The organism is Autumnicola musiva, assembly GCF_031846585.1.
Classification (GTDB): Bacteria; Bacteroidota; Bacteroidia; order Flavobacteriales; family Flavobacteriaceae; genus Autumnicola; species Autumnicola musiva.
The window spans coordinates 1-17,047 of sequence record NZ_JAVRHK010000021.1; the positions used below are offsets into that span (position 1 = coordinate 1).

Annotated in this window: 13 protein-coding genes and 1 tRNA gene; 9 read left to right on the forward strand and 5 right to left on the reverse strand. The window is 37.5% G+C overall.

The features are described 5' to 3' along the window. Positions 1–208: 208 nt before the first annotated feature. A complete protein-coding gene (locus RM539_RS17585) occupies positions 209–874 on the forward strand; it encodes a class I SAM-dependent methyltransferase (protein WP_311504733.1) in 666 nt (221 codons plus the stop codon). A gap of 157 nt (positions 875–1,031) precedes the next feature. Here RM539_RS17585 and RM539_RS17590 read toward each other — a convergent pair. The 4 genes from RM539_RS17590 to dnaE all read right to left on the reverse strand — a co-directional run bounded on the left by RM539_RS17590 (position 1,032) and on the right by dnaE (position 7,222). After that, positions 1,032–1,105, reverse strand: a tRNA-Asp gene (locus tag RM539_RS17590). Positions 1,106–1,191: 86 nt separating this feature from the next. Then, the gene (locus RM539_RS17595; RefSeq protein ID WP_311504734.1) at positions 1,192–2,121 is read right to left on the reverse strand and encodes a DUF58 domain-containing protein; all 930 of its coding nucleotides are present in this window, start codon (positions 2,119–2,121) and stop codon (positions 1,192–1,194) included. Positions 2,122–2,202: 81 nt separating this feature from the next. Continuing rightward, a complete protein-coding gene (gene trxA, locus RM539_RS17600; RefSeq protein WP_311504735.1) occupies positions 2,203–2,520 on the reverse strand; it encodes a thioredoxin in 318 nt (105 codons plus the stop codon). Between the two features lie 313 nt (positions 2,521–2,833). Then, positions 2,834–7,222, reverse strand: a complete 4,389-nt coding sequence (gene dnaE, locus RM539_RS17605; RefSeq protein WP_311504736.1) for a DNA polymerase III subunit alpha — start codon at positions 7,220–7,222, stop codon at positions 2,834–2,836. 465 nt (positions 7,223–7,687) lie between these two features. Between dnaE and RM539_RS17610 the strand changes: the two genes are divergently transcribed. From RM539_RS17610 to RM539_RS17635, 6 genes are all read left to right on the forward strand, one after another. Beyond that, on the forward strand, positions 7,688–8,032 hold the full coding sequence (locus RM539_RS17610) for a PadR family transcriptional regulator (RefSeq protein ID WP_311504737.1): 345 nt from the start codon (positions 7,688–7,690) through the stop codon (positions 8,030–8,032). Continuing rightward, on the forward strand, positions 8,005–8,703 hold the full coding sequence (locus RM539_RS17615) for a hypothetical protein (RefSeq protein WP_311504738.1): 699 nt from the start codon (positions 8,005–8,007) through the stop codon (positions 8,701–8,703). The genes RM539_RS17610 and RM539_RS17615 overlap by 28 nt, the downstream gene beginning before the upstream one ends. 237 nt (positions 8,704–8,940) lie before the next feature. Further along, positions 8,941–10,824, forward strand: coding sequence for a TlpA family protein disulfide reductase (locus tag RM539_RS17620; protein WP_311504739.1), 1,884 nt, complete (start codon positions 8,941–8,943; stop codon positions 10,822–10,824). A 182-nt stretch (positions 10,825–11,006) separates the two neighbouring features. Beyond that, on the forward strand, positions 11,007–12,005 hold the full coding sequence (locus RM539_RS17625) for a hypothetical protein (protein WP_311504740.1): 999 nt from the start codon (positions 11,007–11,009) through the stop codon (positions 12,003–12,005). 284 nt (positions 12,006–12,289) lie between these two features. Beyond that, positions 12,290–14,179: a sensor histidine kinase gene (locus tag RM539_RS17630; RefSeq protein WP_311504741.1), complete on the forward strand. Its 1,890-nt coding sequence runs from the start codon at positions 12,290–12,292 to the stop codon at positions 14,177–14,179. Then, positions 14,176–14,934, forward strand: a complete 759-nt coding sequence (locus RM539_RS17635; protein ID WP_311504742.1) for a LytR/AlgR family response regulator transcription factor — start codon at positions 14,176–14,178, stop codon at positions 14,932–14,934. The genes RM539_RS17630 and RM539_RS17635 overlap by 4 nt, the downstream gene beginning before the upstream one ends. Before the next feature lie 116 nt (positions 14,935–15,050). Here RM539_RS17635 and RM539_RS17640 read toward each other — a convergent pair whose 3' ends face one another. After that, positions 15,051–15,500, reverse strand: a complete 450-nt coding sequence (locus tag RM539_RS17640) for a ferritin-like domain-containing protein (protein ID WP_311504743.1) — start codon at positions 15,498–15,500, stop codon at positions 15,051–15,053. Positions 15,501–15,775: 275 nt separating this feature from the next. Between RM539_RS17640 and RM539_RS17645 the strand changes: the two genes are divergently transcribed. After that, entirely contained in the window at positions 15,776–16,363 is a 588-nt protein-coding gene (locus tag RM539_RS17645; protein WP_311504744.1) for a 30S ribosomal protein S16, read from the forward strand. 15 nt (positions 16,364–16,378) lie between these two features. Continuing rightward, on the forward strand, positions 16,379–16,906 hold the full coding sequence (gene rimM / locus RM539_RS17650) for a ribosome maturation factor RimM (protein WP_311504745.1): 528 nt from the start codon (positions 16,379–16,381) through the stop codon (positions 16,904–16,906). Positions 16,907–17,047 lie beyond the last annotated feature (141 nt).

A 17,047-nucleotide genomic window follows, 5' to 3' on the forward strand; every position in this document is an offset into this window, starting at 1 on the left:
AAAGTGGTAGGTGTTGGAATAACCGGAATAGATACCGAGAAAAGCTCTACTGGCCAAGCATCTTTGCAACACTCTCTACAGGAACTCCTTTAAAGAGGGTAACCGCGGTCGCAAATATAAGTGGATTGGTATAGGTTCTACACTCCAGGTTTTAATACTTACTTTGACGTACATACTCTTTAAAGTTACAAACCGATTTATCATTTTAATGGCAAAAAAGAAAAATATAAAAAAGCCGTGGCTAACTAAAGATGCCATGGCGCAGATTTATGAACACAACTTATGGGGTGGTAAGAAAACTGAATTCTACTCCGGTTTAGGCTCACATCATCCTGAAACTGTAAATTCATACATAGCTGCAGTATCTGCTTTTTTGAAAGACTTTAAAACTCCTCCGGTGGTTTGTGATCTGGGTTGCGGGGATTTTAATGTTGGCAAAGAACTGGTAAAGTATTGCAAAAAGTACATTGCTATAGACATAGTTCCGGAGCTTATAACGCATAATAAAAAAGAATTCAAAGCAGATAATTTAGAATTCCATGCTTTAGATATTGCAACAGATGATTTGCCTTCTGGAGATTACGTGATACTGAGACAGGTGTTGCAACATTTATCGAATGCTGAAATAAAAAGTGTGGTGGAAAAATTATATGATTTTAAAGCTGTAATTCTAACCGAGCACTTACCGGAAGAAGACTTTGAACCCAATAAGGACATTATTTCCGGACAGGGAATCAGGCTAAAAAAACAAAGCGGCGTAGACCTTTCCGCATCACCGTTCAACTTTAAGGTCAAAGAAGAAAAACAACTATTGTCTGTTCAATCTCCCGGTTTTAAAGGAGTTTTGGTAACTAAAATATATAAAGTAAACTAACCACAGATTCCACCTTTCCCTCGGCAGTTTTCCCTAAACACACAATCATGAATTAGGCTTGATCCATGAATGATCCATGATTCAGGATCAGCAACAAACTCATTAAAATTCAGGTATAAAAAAAGCCTCTCATTTCTGAAAGGCTTTTGCAACTATGCGGTCTGGACGAGACTCGAACTCGCGACCCCCTGCGTGACAGGCAGGTATTCTAACCAACTGAACTACCAGACCGTTGCTTTATTGCGAGGGCAAATATACCACCGTTTTACAATCCTGCAAACCTTTTTTAATTTTTTTTCATCAAAAAAAAATCGTCTTCAACCAAGCTTTTGTCTTTCAACAAGATAAGAAGTTATAATTTTTTCAAAATTTCTATTAATATCCGCCTGCACGTAATTAATCTTATACCTGGCACATTCCAGCTTCATTGCTTCAATGTACTTCTCCACCTCCTGCCGATAATTTTCCCTGATATTTTCCGAATATAAATCTACCTGAGCACCGGTTTCCACATCGGTAAACCGTTTGGGAACATTGTCAAAATCAAAATTCAGTTCCCTTTCAGCATCCATAACATGAAAAAGCACCACTTCGTGTTTGTTATACTTTAAATGTCGTAAAGCCTCAAACAATTCCCCCTCCTCCACATCGGCCTGAAACATATCGGAGAATAAAAAAACCAAAGATCGTTTTTTCAATTTTTCAGCGATCTGGTGCAAATATTTATAAGTATCAGTAGCTTTTCCTGTTGGCTTATTGGTAATAAGATGACTTAAAGTATTTAACAGCATATAGTGATGCCGCTCGCTGCCTTTTTCAGGCGCATAAAACTCAAATTCATCGCTGTACACACTCAAACCCACCGCATCGCGCTGCCGCTTCATCATTTGCATGATACAGGCCGAAGCCAGGGCAGAAAAGCCAATCTTATTTAAGGAACCTATGCTTTGTTTTGACAATTTTGGATAATGCATGGAAGCCGAATTGTCCACGATTAAATGACACCTTAGATTGGTTTCCTCTTCATATCGTTTGGTATAGAGCTTATTGGTCCTGGCAAAAAGTTTCCAGTCGATATGTTTCGTGCTTTCACCGTCATTATAAATTTTATGCTCAGCAAATTCCGCAGAAAAACCGTGAAACGGACTTTTATGAATGCCCGAAATATAACCTTCCACCACCTGCCGCGCCAAAAGATCCAGATTGGTAAAGCCTCCACTTTTATTTATTTCTTCCTGTAAATTCATTAATCCAATTTCCAACTCCTGAATATAAACAAAAAAGGCCCGATTTTCATCAGGCCCTTTGATATTCTAGTTATGATCGTACTATAATAGTTGATCTATTGCTTCAGCATATGTATTTTTAGGAGCAACACCTACCTGGCGCCCAACAACTTCCCCATTCTGAAAAACCAAAACGGTCGGGATATTTCTAACTCCGTATTTCGCCGCAAATTCCTGATTTGCATCCACATCAAGCTTTCCAATCACAGCTTTTCCTTCATATTCCTGACTAATTTCATCAATTATAGGGCCTACCATTCTACAAGGTCCGCACCATGCAGCCCAAAAATCGACCATTACAGGTTTATCGCTTTTCAAAACTTTTTCTTCAAAAGTCGCATCTGTTATTTCAATTGCCATAATATATTATTTTGATTCGATTTTATACAATACGTAAAAATAGTCAATTATTTCTGCAAATCTTACACCCCTTACATCATATTTAACTATCTGCAGATTGGCTGTTTTTATGTTGCGGGTCCTCCGCTTCGCTTCGGCCGGGCTTTCCGCGCTACAAGGTAGCTTGCTACAATCCCTACCCGAAACCCCTCCGGCTTTCAGCCACCTCCCCTTAAAAAAGGGGAGGAACCATTTCTAACAGCAAGAAACTGAATATTGCCTGTTGATAAGCATTCCCCTCTCCCTTTTGGGAGAAAAGATCGGGTGAGGCTTACTAATTCAACTTATAATTCAACTGCTCCTCTTCCAGCGCCTCCAGCAACTCCTGCGAAATTTTTACTTTCTGGCGTTTACTGGGCATGTGCAGCTTCACCTGCTCCTTCATTTCATAAACCACAAAATTCAGTTTATGATCCCCGCGATGTGTTCTGAAAAGATCTTTTAAAGCAGTAATTTTCTCCTCCTTGAGGTCATTTATATCCAGTTGAATGGTAAGTTTTTTCGCATAGGTATCCATAAGGTCATGCAACAGCTGAAAACTGTTAAACTGGATCCTGGGTTCGCTCTTTTTCCCGGTTTCCTTATTGGTCCAGCCTTCTTTTATAAAAGCTTTGATATGCACAAAGGAATTCGGCACCAGAAAATGCCTGAACTTCAGGTATTCTTCCCCAAACATCCGGAATTCATAAGTTTCATTATAATCCTCTACAAAAAACGTAGCCCAGCCTTTGCCCATTTTTGAGGTGCGGTGCTGCACATCGCTTATCACACCGCCAAGAGAAAGTTCCCGGTTTACAAACTTCTCCATCTCGTTAAAATCGGCTAAAGTGGCATTGCAGAAATACTGCAGTTCCTTTTTAAAGTCGTCCAACGGGTGCCCGGAAATGTAAATTCCCACCACTTCTTTTTCCCTCCTTAGCTTTTCCATAGTGCCCCAGGAATCACATGGCGGCACCGTTGGTTCAGGGATTTGTACATCACTGGCTTCTCCAAACAAGCTTACCTGCGAAGAATTTTCGTTCTCCTGAAATTTCGCAGCGAATTTTATCACCTTTTCCAAAAAGCTCATACTGTCTCCGTCATTATGGAAATATTGTGCCCGGTGTGTATCTCCAAATCCGTCAAAGCCACCGGCCAGAGCCAGACTCTCAAAAGCTTTCTTATTGGCCGCCCGTAAATCTATCCTTTTGGCCATATCAAAAATGGAACGGTAAGGTCCCACTTCAGATTTACGATTTTCAACAATTGTAGCCACTGCTCCTGCTCCCACTCCTTTTATCGCACCCATTCCAAATCTTACGGCATTGTCTTTATTTACCGAAAATTTATAGTAGGATTCATTTACATCGGGTCCAAGCACATTTAGCTTCATACGCTTGCACTCTTCCATAAAGAAAGTGACCTGCTTAATATCATTCATATTATTGGAAAGTACGGCTGCCATATATTCCGCAGGATAATGAGCTTTTAAGTAGGCCGTTTGGTAAGCAATCCAGGCATAACAGGTGGAGTGGGATTTGTTAAAGGCATAGGCCGCAAATGCTTCCCAGTCTTTCCAGATTTTCTCCAGCACTTCCCTTGGATGACCTTTGGCTTCTCCCCCGTCTAAAAACTTCGGTTTTAGCTGTTCCAGTAAAGCAAAGATCTTTTTACCCATTGCCTTCCTCAACATATCGGCATCACCTTTGGAAAATCCTGCCAGTTTCTGCGAAAGCAGCATCACCTGCTCCTGGTACACCGTAATTCCGTAGGTTTCCTGCAGGTACTCTTCCATATCGGGTAAATCGTAGGCTATTTCTTCATTTCCATGCTTACGTGCAATAAAACTCGGAATATATTCCATCGGGCCGGGCCTGTAAAGCGCATTCATGGCAATAAGGTCATCAAAAACAGTGGGTTTAAGGTCTTTCATGTGCTTCTGCATCCCGGGAGATTCATACTGAAATATCCCTACCGTTTCTCCCCGCTGGAAAAGCTTATATGTCTCCTCATCGTCCAGCGGAAAATTATCAGGATCCAGGTCTATATCATGCCGGCCTTTTACAATCTTTACCGTGTCCTTTATTAAGGTCAAAGTCTTAAGGCCCAAAAAGTCCATTTTCAATAAGCCGGCACTTTCCACCACCGAGTTATCAAACTGGGTGACATATAAATCGGAATCCTTAGCGACAGATACAGGCACATAATTAGTAATATCACTTGGGGTAATAATTACTCCGCAGGCATGGATACCCGTATTTCTAACCGATCCCTCAAGAATACGGGCCTGGTTAAGAGTTTCTGCTTCAAGATCGTCTCCTTCAGCAATATTGAGAAGTTCATTGATCTTCTCCATTTCCTCACTTCGGAATTTACTTTTCAGCGTTTTCTCATCTACTCCAAAAATCTTCCCGAGTTTGGTATTCGGAATAAGTTTCGCAATCCTGTCTGCATCCATCAGCGGCAAATCCAGCACTCGTGCCGTATCACGGATGGAAGATTTGGCGGCCATGGTTCCGTAGGTAATAATCTGCGCCACCTGATTGGCCCCGTATTTCTTGATCACGTAATCCATTACACGGCTCCGGCCTTCATCATCAAAATCAATATCAATATCGGGCATGCTCACACGATCCGGATTCAGGAAACGCTCAAACAGCAGGTCGTACTTTATGGGATCAATATTTGTAATTCCCAGGCAATAGGCCACGGCACTTCCCGCCGCCGAACCACGCCCCGGTCCTACTGACACATCCATATTTCGTGCTTCACGAATAAAGTCTTCCACAATAAGGAAATATCCGGGATAACCGGTATTTTCTATTACCGAAAGCTCAAAGTTCAGCCGTTCTTCAATTTCCGGCGTAAGATCACTATAGCGCTTTTTGGCACCTTCAAAAGTAATGTGCTTTAAATAGGCATTTTCGCCTCGTTTCCCCCCATCTACTTTATCTTCCTCCACTAAAAAAGCCTCCGGAATGGTAAACGCCGGTAATAGTACATCCCGTGCCAGTTCAAAAGGCTCAATTTTATCTACAATTTCCTTCACATTGGAAATCGCTTCAGGTAAATCTTTAAAGAGATTTTTCATCTCTTCTCCAGACTTAAAATAGTATTCCTGGTTTGGCAAACCATAGCGATAGCCTCGGCCACGGCCGATTGGCGTGGCTTGTTTTTCCCCGTCTTTTACGCAAAGTAAAATATCGTGCGCATTGGCATCTTCCTGTTTCCAGTAATAGGTATTATTGGTGGCAACAAGTTTTACATCATGAGTTTTGGCAAAATCTATCAACACGGGGTTCACCCGGTTTTCATCTTCCTGGTTGTGCCGCATAATCTCCATATAAAGATCATCGCCAAATTCTTCCTTCCACCATAACAAGGCTTCTTCTGCCTGCCTTTCCCCAACATTCAACACCTTACTGGGAACTTCCCCATACAGGTTTCCGGTGAGTACAATTACATCTTCCTTATATTTTTTAATCACCTCCCTGTCTATCCGCGGAACGTAATAAAAACCCTCGGTATAGGCGATGGAAGACATCTTTGCCAAATTATGATAGCCTTTCTTATTCTTAGCCAGCATCACGATCTGGTAACCATTGTCTTTCCTGGATTTGTCAAGATGATTTTCGCACACAAAGAATTCACACCCCACAACAGCCTTTAATTCTTTAGCTTCTGCAGGCTGATTATTTTCCAGCGCTTCAGCATTTTTGGCTTTGACCGATTTGTTATAGGCACCAACCTCTTTCACAAAATGGAATGCACCCATCATATTGGCATGATCGGTAAGTGAGACCGCCGGCATATTTTCTTCTCCTGCAGCTTTTACAAGGTCGGGAATGCTGATGGTAGACTGCAATACCGAAAACTGGGAGTGGTTATGCAAATGCGCAAAAGGAACCTCATCCAGTTTTTCAAGGTTTTCCTCAATTTCGGCCGTTGTAATCTCATCGGAAGGTTTCTCCTTTTGAAGTTGTTTCCTTATTTCTTCGGAAGCTTTCTTGAGATTAATATGTTTTAGGCCGATAAGTTGTACCGGCTGCGGATTTGCTTCTGAAAAGTTCTCAAAATAATCTGCCGGAACATCCAGTTGTTCTTTGGTGAACATTCTTTTGCGCACCAGCTCCAGGAAACAACGGGTAGTCGCCTCCACATCGGCAGTAGCATTGTGGGCTTCAGCAAAAGGTTCGTCAAAAAGATATTCGTGTAGCTCGGTTAAAGTTGGAAGTTTAAATTTACCGCCGCGGCCACCGGGAATTTTACACATTTCTGCAGTCACCTCGGTACATGTATCCAGAATTGGCAATTTTTGTAATGAATTTTCCATCTGAAGGCGAAAAAATTCAGCTCCCATAATGTTAACGTCAAAACCAACATTTTGGCCCACAACAAATTTTGACTTATTGAGCGCAGTTTGAAATTTTTCTAGAACTTCATTTAAAGTTATTCCACTTTCCTCTGCGAGTTCAGTAGAAATACCATGAATTTTCTCTGCATCATAAGGAATATTAAAACCTTCAGGTTTTACCAGATAATCCTGACTTTCCACAAGCCTTCCCAGCTCATCATGTAACTGCCAGGCAATCTGGATACAACGTGGCCAATTGTCAGAATCAGTTAGGGGAGCATCCCAGCGCTTTGGTAATCCGGTAGTTTCAGTATCAAAAATCAGGTACATCGAGGTAGGCTTTAAATGATAAGTAGAAAAGCTATTACAGCATCATCCTATCTGGCTAAATTAAGAATAATTTAAGGTGAGTAAAAACCAAAATATCATCAGTTATCAACCATCGAATTTGCAGTTCACGCTGCTCTCTTGCAGTTGGTCGGAAATTACTTCTGAACACTGAGAGCAAGAAGTTTATTTATCCAAATTAAAAAATTGGTACGACATTACTGGTGGTGACGTATCCTAAAAGTATTGGAGGATTTAACTACTGCTTTTTGATTGGTACTAAAAACCATACTTAGATCTGTCTCAATTCGGAAGTTCGTTCTCACTTGCAATGCCATTATCCTACGGAAAATCAAGCTTGCAAGCTCATCTGTTTTTATGCAGGACGTTGTAACCAATAAAAAAAATCAGATTTATTAGCTATACATCGAACTTCTATGTATATTTATTGTTCTAATTAAAAATTAAATGGAAAACTTATCAAAAGAATTAATTGGGGCCTCTTCAATACCAATTATTTTATCAATTCTTTCAAAGGGCGAATCTTATGGGTATGAAATAATTCAGAGTATTAAGGAAATTTCTGGTGGAAAAATGGAATTTGGAGAAGGAACCCTCTATCCTGTTCTCCACAAATTAGAAAAAAAAGGATTAGTTCAATCGACTTGGAAAAAGGCAGAGTCTGGAAGAAAGAGGAAATATTACCAAATCAGTAATGAAGGAAAAAAAGAGCTTTCCGTTGAAAAAGAAAACTGGATGACTATTAACGAAATTATCACTAAACTATGGAAAGCAGAGCCAAATTTAATTTAGAAAGAAGTATAGAGGATTGGAAAACTACATTAAAGTCCAAAAAATCTTTTTCAGAAAGTAATGTTCAGGAATTAGAAAATCACTTACTGGATTTGATGTCTGATTTATCTAAAAAAGACCTAACTCAAGAAGAATCGTTTCTTGTTGCGAGAAATAGAATTGGAAACATAGATGAAATTAGTTCAGAATATGAAAAAGTTGATAGTAGTGCGGCTTTTATAAATACACTAATTCCATATTTAAAAGGAGCTTTAATATATATCGCAATTGATACCCTAATTGAATTATTAACTAATTCTCTTTTAATATCTTCAGTATCCCTTGAACTAAATCACTCCACCATTAGGATTATATATCTCCTGCTATTAGTAATTGTTCCTTTAGTTCTTTGCAGTTCAGTATATTTCAGTTTTAAAAAAGGAAAACCAATATTGAAAAAACTTATTAATATTCCTGTACTAGTACTAATTATTATTGCCTCAGAGGCTCTAAACGGGATAATGAGGTTGTTTATAATAAGAAGATTAACAAATCAGATTCCCAATCTGTACTCTACCATCGTTGCTGATTTTTCATTTTATAAACTAATAGGAGGTTTCCTTTTATTGACCTTTTCATTCATTCTATTTAAAAAGAATAAGAAAAATAATGAAGTAAAAATAGCTGAATAAAATACTATAACTACAGATAACCAATGCTATTAATACCCGGATTTAATCCATTTTTTTCGTGGGAGGCTTCTAAAAATATTGAACAATAACTGGTATTAGGAAGTCTTTAATGATCACAAATTTTGAAGAATTGGATAATCAAGCTCGCCAACTCATACTGTTATCATGAGATGTTAAAATAATTTGAAATACTTTTTTATTACCTTTAAAAGGTTAATTTTTTTTTAAACCATAATTTTGAAAGCAAAACTTTCGATTCTTTCCGTTCTCATCGCCTTTTTTAGCCTGACCGACCTGACCGCACAAAACCCAGCCTACGACCCGGCTTTATCTCCTGAAGTTCCTGAAAATATTGAAAAATGGATGGATGCAGAACTGGCAAAGGTTAAACAGGAACCTATCCAGGATTATGAAAGCGACAGGTTCTTCAGCAAAGAACCAGCTAAATTGATTGGTTATATCAAAGGTTATGACAGAAAAGCAGGATTCGATACTGGGATTTATTATGCATCAAATCAATTAACGCGGGAAGATTACCCGGTTACAATTGAAATCCAACCAGATGGAAGGTTTGAAGCAGAGATTCCTTTGATCCATCCCATAACATCTTATTTAAACTTCAATAACAAGTCATTAAATTTTTACCTCGAGCCCGGGCAGACCTTGGGAATAGTACTGGATTGGGAAAAATTTCTCGAAGCAGAACGTCACAATAGCAGGTACTATCCCCAAGATGCCGTGGTTTTTAAAGGTAAGCTGGCAAGGATCAATGAAGAAATCACAGGCTTAAATTTTTCTCCTTTTAATTACTCAGATTTTAAAGAGAATACTCTAAGCCTTTACTTTGAAGATCTAAGAAAATTAGCTCTGGACGAAAAGAAGGAAAATGAAAGACTAATAGCAAAATATATTTCAGAGAATAAATTATTGGAAAAGACAAAAATACTCCTGACCAATAAAAAAGAACTCATCACAGCAACACGGATTTTGAACTACATAATGTATAAAAAGGATTTTCAAAGGTCATATCCAGATAATGAAATCTTAAAAGAGAAAATCGAGCCAGAACATTATAGCTTCTTAAAAGACCTTCCACTTAATGACCAGTCACTTCTTGTAGACCGGGATTTTGGTCAATTCATAAACCGTTTCGAATATGCAGATCCTATAAAATTTGTTGCAAACCAAAAAAGATTTAATCCTGAAATTAGCTTGCTTGAATATTTTGATTTGCAAAAGATCCCTCTCACAGAAGAGGAAATAAACCTTTATAAACCTCATTCTTTTGAGTCGACGGCAACGGATGAAATCAAAAAGTTTGAAGAAAAAATAAAACCAGTTAATGAGAAATATTCAGAAGAAATTCAAGCTTATAGAAATAAATATGTAAATCCATACATAGAAGAATATGAATCTATTGATTTTATGGAGCCATGGCATAAAAAGGATTCGGTAATGGTAAATCACCTTCATTTAGAAAATGATTTGGCCTACGACATCACAAAAGTTAGAAGCTTAAAATTTACTATGGGACGAATAACAGATGCAGATGTGGCTAATCAATTTTGGAGTGAACTTTCTGCTACTATTGACAATGGCTTCCTAATAGAAGAGGGCAATAGAATTATTCAAAAAAAATTTCCTAAACTGAATGCTAAGCCCGATAATGCAAATACTCATACAATTGCTATAAAATCCGAAACTATTTCTCTTCCAAGTGGTAAAGCAAAAGATCTATTTTATGAAATAGTCGATCAATACCAGGGCAAAATCCTCTTTATTGACTTTTGGGCAACAACCTGCGGACCTTGTATAGCCACCATAAAAAGGATGAAAGAAACCAGAAAGAAGTATGAAAATAATCCCGATTTTGAATTTGTTTTCATCACAGATGAGGCTTTATCTCCAATTAATAGCTATAATAATTTTGTTAAGAAGCAGGAAATGAAAAACCTACACAGGGTGACTACCGACATTTATAATAGGTTCCGGCAGCTTTTCCAATTTAATGGTATCCCGCGGTATGTTGTCCTTAATAAACAGGGGGAATTAATAGATGGAGATTTCCCCATGAACAATTTCAATTATGAGTTACCAAGGATTCTGGAGAAACATAAATAAGTTTATTGCTTGAAAAAGACTCAAAAAATCAACTTTACTTAGAATATTTTTGAGTTGTATGATGTCTAAGGTTTTTCAAGTTCATTTTTAATAGATGACAAGGGAAAAATTATTGCTAGAGACTTGAGAGGAGAATTTTTATTTGATGTTCTTAAATTACACATCAAAAATGCAAAATGATAATGGCTCAAAAACAAAAACCAACCATGGAAAAATCACCCTTCATAATCCTGTTGCTTTTAATTAGTGGTTCCTGTTTCTCCCAGGGAATTGTTCAAAAAATGGACTGGAAAGCTGGAGACTCCAAAGCAATAAGTATAAAACTAAAAGGGAAAGAAATAAGAAACGGCATAACTACTACAGACACTATAGTATCTATAAAGAACCAGCTTTTTATCGAGGAGGAAACAGTGGACAATTCTAAAATCAGGTTTAAAACGGAGAATAAACTTGTTGCTCTAGGAAGCACTTTCTACGATGAGTTATTGGGCGAACTTTCCAGTCAGCCTAATCTCGACAGGGAAATTGTAGTAAGTAAGGATTCATTGTCCTCGACCTTGTTAAATGAAAAGGAATACCATTCCGATTTGCGAAAAATCCATAGCGGGATAATAGAAGTTTTAAAGGATAAAGCTCCTGGAAAGCTAGAGGCTGCAACTGTTCAGCTGAACGATCTCTTGGCTGAACTTCAGGAAAGCGATGAAGCCTTGAGGACCCTGGACCTTATCCTGGATTCATACAAAATCAGATATACAGAGGTTGACACCCTAATCACAGTGGATACTATGGCAAATCCTTTCCAATTAGAAAATTTTAACGGTGCCAAAGTAAAAACTTATATGGCAAAAACCGAGAACCCCAATACCTTTAATGTTGTCAGGGAAAAGGAATTTGACTTTGAAGCTTATAAAAAGTCGATGTCGGCTTTTTCCAACCAGGCCACAGAAGCAGTCGGAGGAATGGTTGGTGAAGAAAATAAAACAAATGGGGTTGACCAGATAGGGGAAATATTTAAGGCCCAGTTCAACTCATTCGAATTTGGCGCATCTGAATCACTTACTGTTACCCGGCAATTAGGTTCAAACTGGCCTGTGAGGCTATTCCAGGAGACGGTTTTGAAGTTAAAAAACTCAGATGATGAGTCAATTGCGATGATTGATATCATGATCGATATAAATTAAAAATGCTATTGCTCCTTATTTCCGAAAGGCCAAGGGCTACCTGCTAATTTAAAATATTTAAAGCCAATCCTGGCAAATCTTTAAAGTCTGGGATTTTGGGTAAAATGGTGCAGGCCAAGTATCCAAAGAATTGCTGAATATAAATTACCTATAGCTTTACACCAATTATTAATGAGTTTTTGCAACCCGTCAGATTATATCGCACTTCGTCGGAAAACACTTCTGGACACTGAAATAAGAAAGTTTATTTGCTCTATACAACGAACTTTCTAATATTTACTGCAATGAATAAACTTCTACTTCTAATCCTTTTCATAAGTTGCTGGGGTAATTCTTTTAGTCAATCAGAAATCAATCTCACTCCTGAACAAGAAAAGGAAGCCTGGAATTTTCTTTTACAACAGTTTTATCCCAGTGAAAGATTCTATGATGACATCAGCTACTATTTAATTAATCCAACTGAGAAAGACAGTTTAACACTTCAAAATCTAATTGATCAGATTGATCCTCTAATCTCTCAGACTGTTTCTTATTCCAAAACAAAGGAAGAAGCTAATTTCCTCATAGAGATTAGTACAATAAAAGACTCTACAAAAAACGCTATAAATTTTCGTGTTGACCAAACCAACTTAGAAATTGGAAACAAAAATGGTTATTATAACAACGAGATTATTTTACAGAACTTATCTTTGGGAGCCCCCGAAGAATATCGCGCCAGTACAATATTTAAATGGGCATTAAAAGGTTTAATTAAAGCAGATTTTTCCAGGTACAGAAAGATTCCTGAGAGCAATTTTGAATCTGAGAGCATACTAATTAACCCGTCCATAGATCAACAAATTTTAATAGATCAACAGATTTTAAATGACGACTCATATTATAAACTTACAGATTTAGACAAGTTCTTGATATGGAAATTATATTCCAATGATTTTAAAGAGCAGGTAGAAAGTTATATTGTGGACAGGTATGGATACTGGGCCTGGTTAAATTTTATATTCTCACCAGATGTCCTTCAGACATTAAAACTCCTGGTTTTTGTATTTCTTATCATCCTGATAGCCTCCCTACTTTTTTGGCCTATAACGCATTTCAAATTAAGATATAAAATTCTTAATTATGTTTTGCCAAGCCTTATCCTTGCTATTATAACCGCGTCTCTATTTCTGCTTTACAGCTATTTCAAAATCCTGCCCAGTCAAACGCATCCCTCTGGTGACGCATACGAACACAGGGGTATCGTAGTCTTTCTTGCACTCATACGCAGTATTAGTGTTTTTGCAGTTTTATTTTCATTACTTCTATTTACTTTAGATCATTTTATTCTCACCCAATCCAGAACTTTATTTACCCGGTTTTTAACAAGAACCGCAAATTTTGTAATATCAGTATTAGTTGCAGGACTTTCCATATTAGGACTGACTCAAGATTTTAGTTCTAAATCTATATCGATAATAATTTTCGGAAGTATTTGTTTGCTAACTTTCAGTTTGGTCCGCAGTATATTCTTTTACTTTAGGGAAAAAAACGAAAATTTAATCCTGGAAAAAGATCTTCAGTTAAGCCAGCTTACAGCATCCAAAGCCGAAGCCGAAGTCGCGTCCCTTCACGCACGCATCAATCCGCATTTCCTGTACAACTCTCTCAATTCAATTGCCGGCCTCGCTCATATCAACGCAGACAAAACTGAAAAGATGGCTTTGTCGTTATCAGATTTGTTCCGGCATAACCTCAACAGAAAAAACCAGCCCTTTTGTACCATCCAGGAAGAAGTCGATGCTACCAAAGCTTATATGGAAATTGAACAAATCCGCTTTGGCGAAAAACTTCAGTTCAATACTGAAATTAATGAAACACTCTTTGATTATCTCATTCCGAGGAACATTATTCAGCCTTTACTGGAAAATGCAATTAAACACGGGGTTTCCACATTAGATTCCACCGGAAAAATTAAACTCAGTATCATTCAAATTTGGGAAAACATAGAAATCTCAGTGTTCGACAATGGTCCTGCTTTTGAAGAAGGTAGTATTTCAGGATATGGGCTGCAAAGTATTTATGATATTCTAAATTTGACCTATAAAGATAAGGCCGAACTTTCCCGTGAAAACACTCCTGAAAAAAGAATTTGGATATGCATTTCCAAAAATGAATTAAAAAAAGCTGCCCAATGATTTATAGAACTTTAATAATTGAAGACGAAGAGCCGGCAAAAATCAGGCTTACCAGGCTTTTATCAAAATATCCTGAGAAAATCAATATCATTGGATTCGCTATTAACGGAGAAGATGGACTTACACAGATCCACAATCTCCAACCCGATCTTATTTTTCTCGATATCCAAATGCCCGGGATGACAGGTTTTGAAATGCTGTCGAAACTTAAAAAAATCCCCCTCGTGATTTTCTGTACAGCCTATGATGAATATGCACTACAGGCTTTTGAAACTAACAGCATCGATTATCTGCTTAAACCCGTAAAGCAGGAACGACTGCAAAAGAGTCTTTTAAAACTCGATAACTTTCATCCTCATTTTGGGAAAGCTGAAATATTTGATTTTTTGCAATCAATAGAAAATAGTAAGCCTAAGAAAGAACTGACGAGCATAACGGTAAAAACCGACAAAAAAATTATCTTTTTAAAACTTCGGGAGATTGCATATTTTAAAGCAAAGGATAAATATATAAGCGCACTTATGAAAAATGGTCAGGAACATCTGGCTGAGCAAAGTCTACAAAATTTAGAATCTCAGCTTCCTGATTATTTTAGAAGAATCCATAGGTCTTTGCTATTAAACACTGACTATATTAAAGAAGTTCACGGCTATTTTAATAGTCGTTTCGCTTTTATACTCGAAGACAAAGAAAGAACAAAGCTTATTAGCGGAAGATCCTATCAAAAAGAAATTAAAGAATGGCTAAATGCATAAAAAAAGCCTCACAAACAGTGACCATAAGGTACTTATTTGTGAGGCCTGATACGAACACTTAAACTACTACTACTTCAGTCAAACATTTGTTCGTATCTTTTCTTCTTCATCTTTATTTAATCAAATTGCTTTTCAAGAATTTTTACTTTATTGAGCGATTCCATAATAGCATTTTTCTGCTTCATTAAAATGTTTCCTGTAGAAGCCGGGATACTGGAATCTTTAAGAATATCCTCATAATCTTCTACTGCTGCCTTTTCACCTCTCGCAGCTTCTTCAAGCACAGCTTCCTCTTTATCTGAGGAAAGCTTTGTTTTTAAATTCATCCACGTTCTGTGAGCATCACCTGCCAAATCTGAACCTTTTTCTGGCTCTTCGCCAAATTTGGCTATTTCAGCTTTAAGTTCATGACCAAAGTCATATCGTTCCTGTGCCTTGCTTTTAAAAAATGATTTTAATTCTGAATTCTTTACATTTTCCGCTGCAAATTTGAAACCTTTCTCTGCATCGTAACTTTTTTCTAAAAGTTCATTTAATTTCTTGGCAACTTCTTTTGAATAACTCATAGCTATTGATTGTTTTTATTTCTTACTAAGATACATCTCTATATCACTGATACCAACCCATTTAACAGGGTTTAGCACTAATTAACTGCTTTTAACAGCATCCAAATTACTTTCCCTAAAAGCATCATAATTAGCATTTCAAGCTTCTGAACCAGTTTATATTATAGCAGAATTATAAAGAAAATTGAATATCCAAAAACTTGTAAATTAGAAAAATGTAGTATCTTTGCAGCCTTATTAATAACCGGGGTCGGGAACCCCACAAATTAATTTTTATGCCTGTAAAAATAAGATTACAAAGACACGGTAAAAAAGGAAAACCTTTTTACTGGATTGTTGCCGCCGATTCGCGAGCAAAAAGGGACGGTAAATACCTTGATAAAATTGGGGTTTACAATCCAAATACTAATCCTGCAACTATCGAATTAGATGTTGACGGTGCGGTAAAATGGTTACAGAACGGAGCACAACCTACAGATACTGCCCGTGCTATCCTTTCTTACAAAGGTGCTTTGCTTAAAAAACATCTTGCTGTTGGAGTTAGAAAAGGCGCTTTAACCGAAGAAGAGGCTGAGAAGAAATTCCAGGCCTGGTTAGAGGAAAAAGAAGGTAAAATTAACTCTAAGAAAGAAAATTTAACCAAAGACCAGCAAGCAGCCAGAGCTAAAGCTTTGGAAGCTGAAAAAGAAGTAAACGCTAAGCGTGAGGCTGAAGCTAAAGGTACTGAAGAAGAAACTGCTGCCGATGAAAATTATGAAGGCGCTGCAGTAACTGAAGGAAATGAACCTGAAGCAAATGTTGAAAAAGAAGTGGACACTGAAACTGCCGACGAAGCAGCTACAGAAGAAAAAAAGAACGCTTAATTCAACCTGCCGGCGATGACTAAAGAGGAGTGTTTCTATTTAGGAAAAATCGTTAGCAAATTTAGCTTTAAAGGGGAGGTGCTTATAAAACTGGACACCGATGAACCTGAATCTTACACAGAAATGGAATCAGTTTTCGTTGAATATAACGATAATCTGGTTCCATTTTTTATTGAAAGAAGTGCACTTCACAAAAGCACTCTGTTACGTGCCAAATTTGAGGATATTGATACTGAATATGATGCTGAAGATATTATAGGTTGTGAACTTTATCTCCCTCTCACCCTGCTGCCAGAACTGGAAGAAAACCAGTTCTATTTCCATGAAATTATTGGCTTTACTGTTATAGATGCCACCCATGGCAATATTGGAGAAATAGCTTCTGTAAATGATTCTACCGCGCAGGCACTATTTGAAATTAAGAAAAATGGTAAAGAAATCCTTATCCCAATGAATGACGAGTTCATTGAAAAAGTGGATAAAAAGGAGAAAACCATCTACCTTAGCACTCCCGAGGGCTTAATTGATCTTTACCTGGGGTAATTATTTTAATTTCAGTTGTGGTTTGCAGTTTTTCCAGCTTAATCAGGTAAAATATTTTTCAGAATTAAATATCCTTTATAGATCAAGAGAGGATATTAAAAACCCTGAAAATTAATTCAGGGCTTATCAGCTAACAATTTC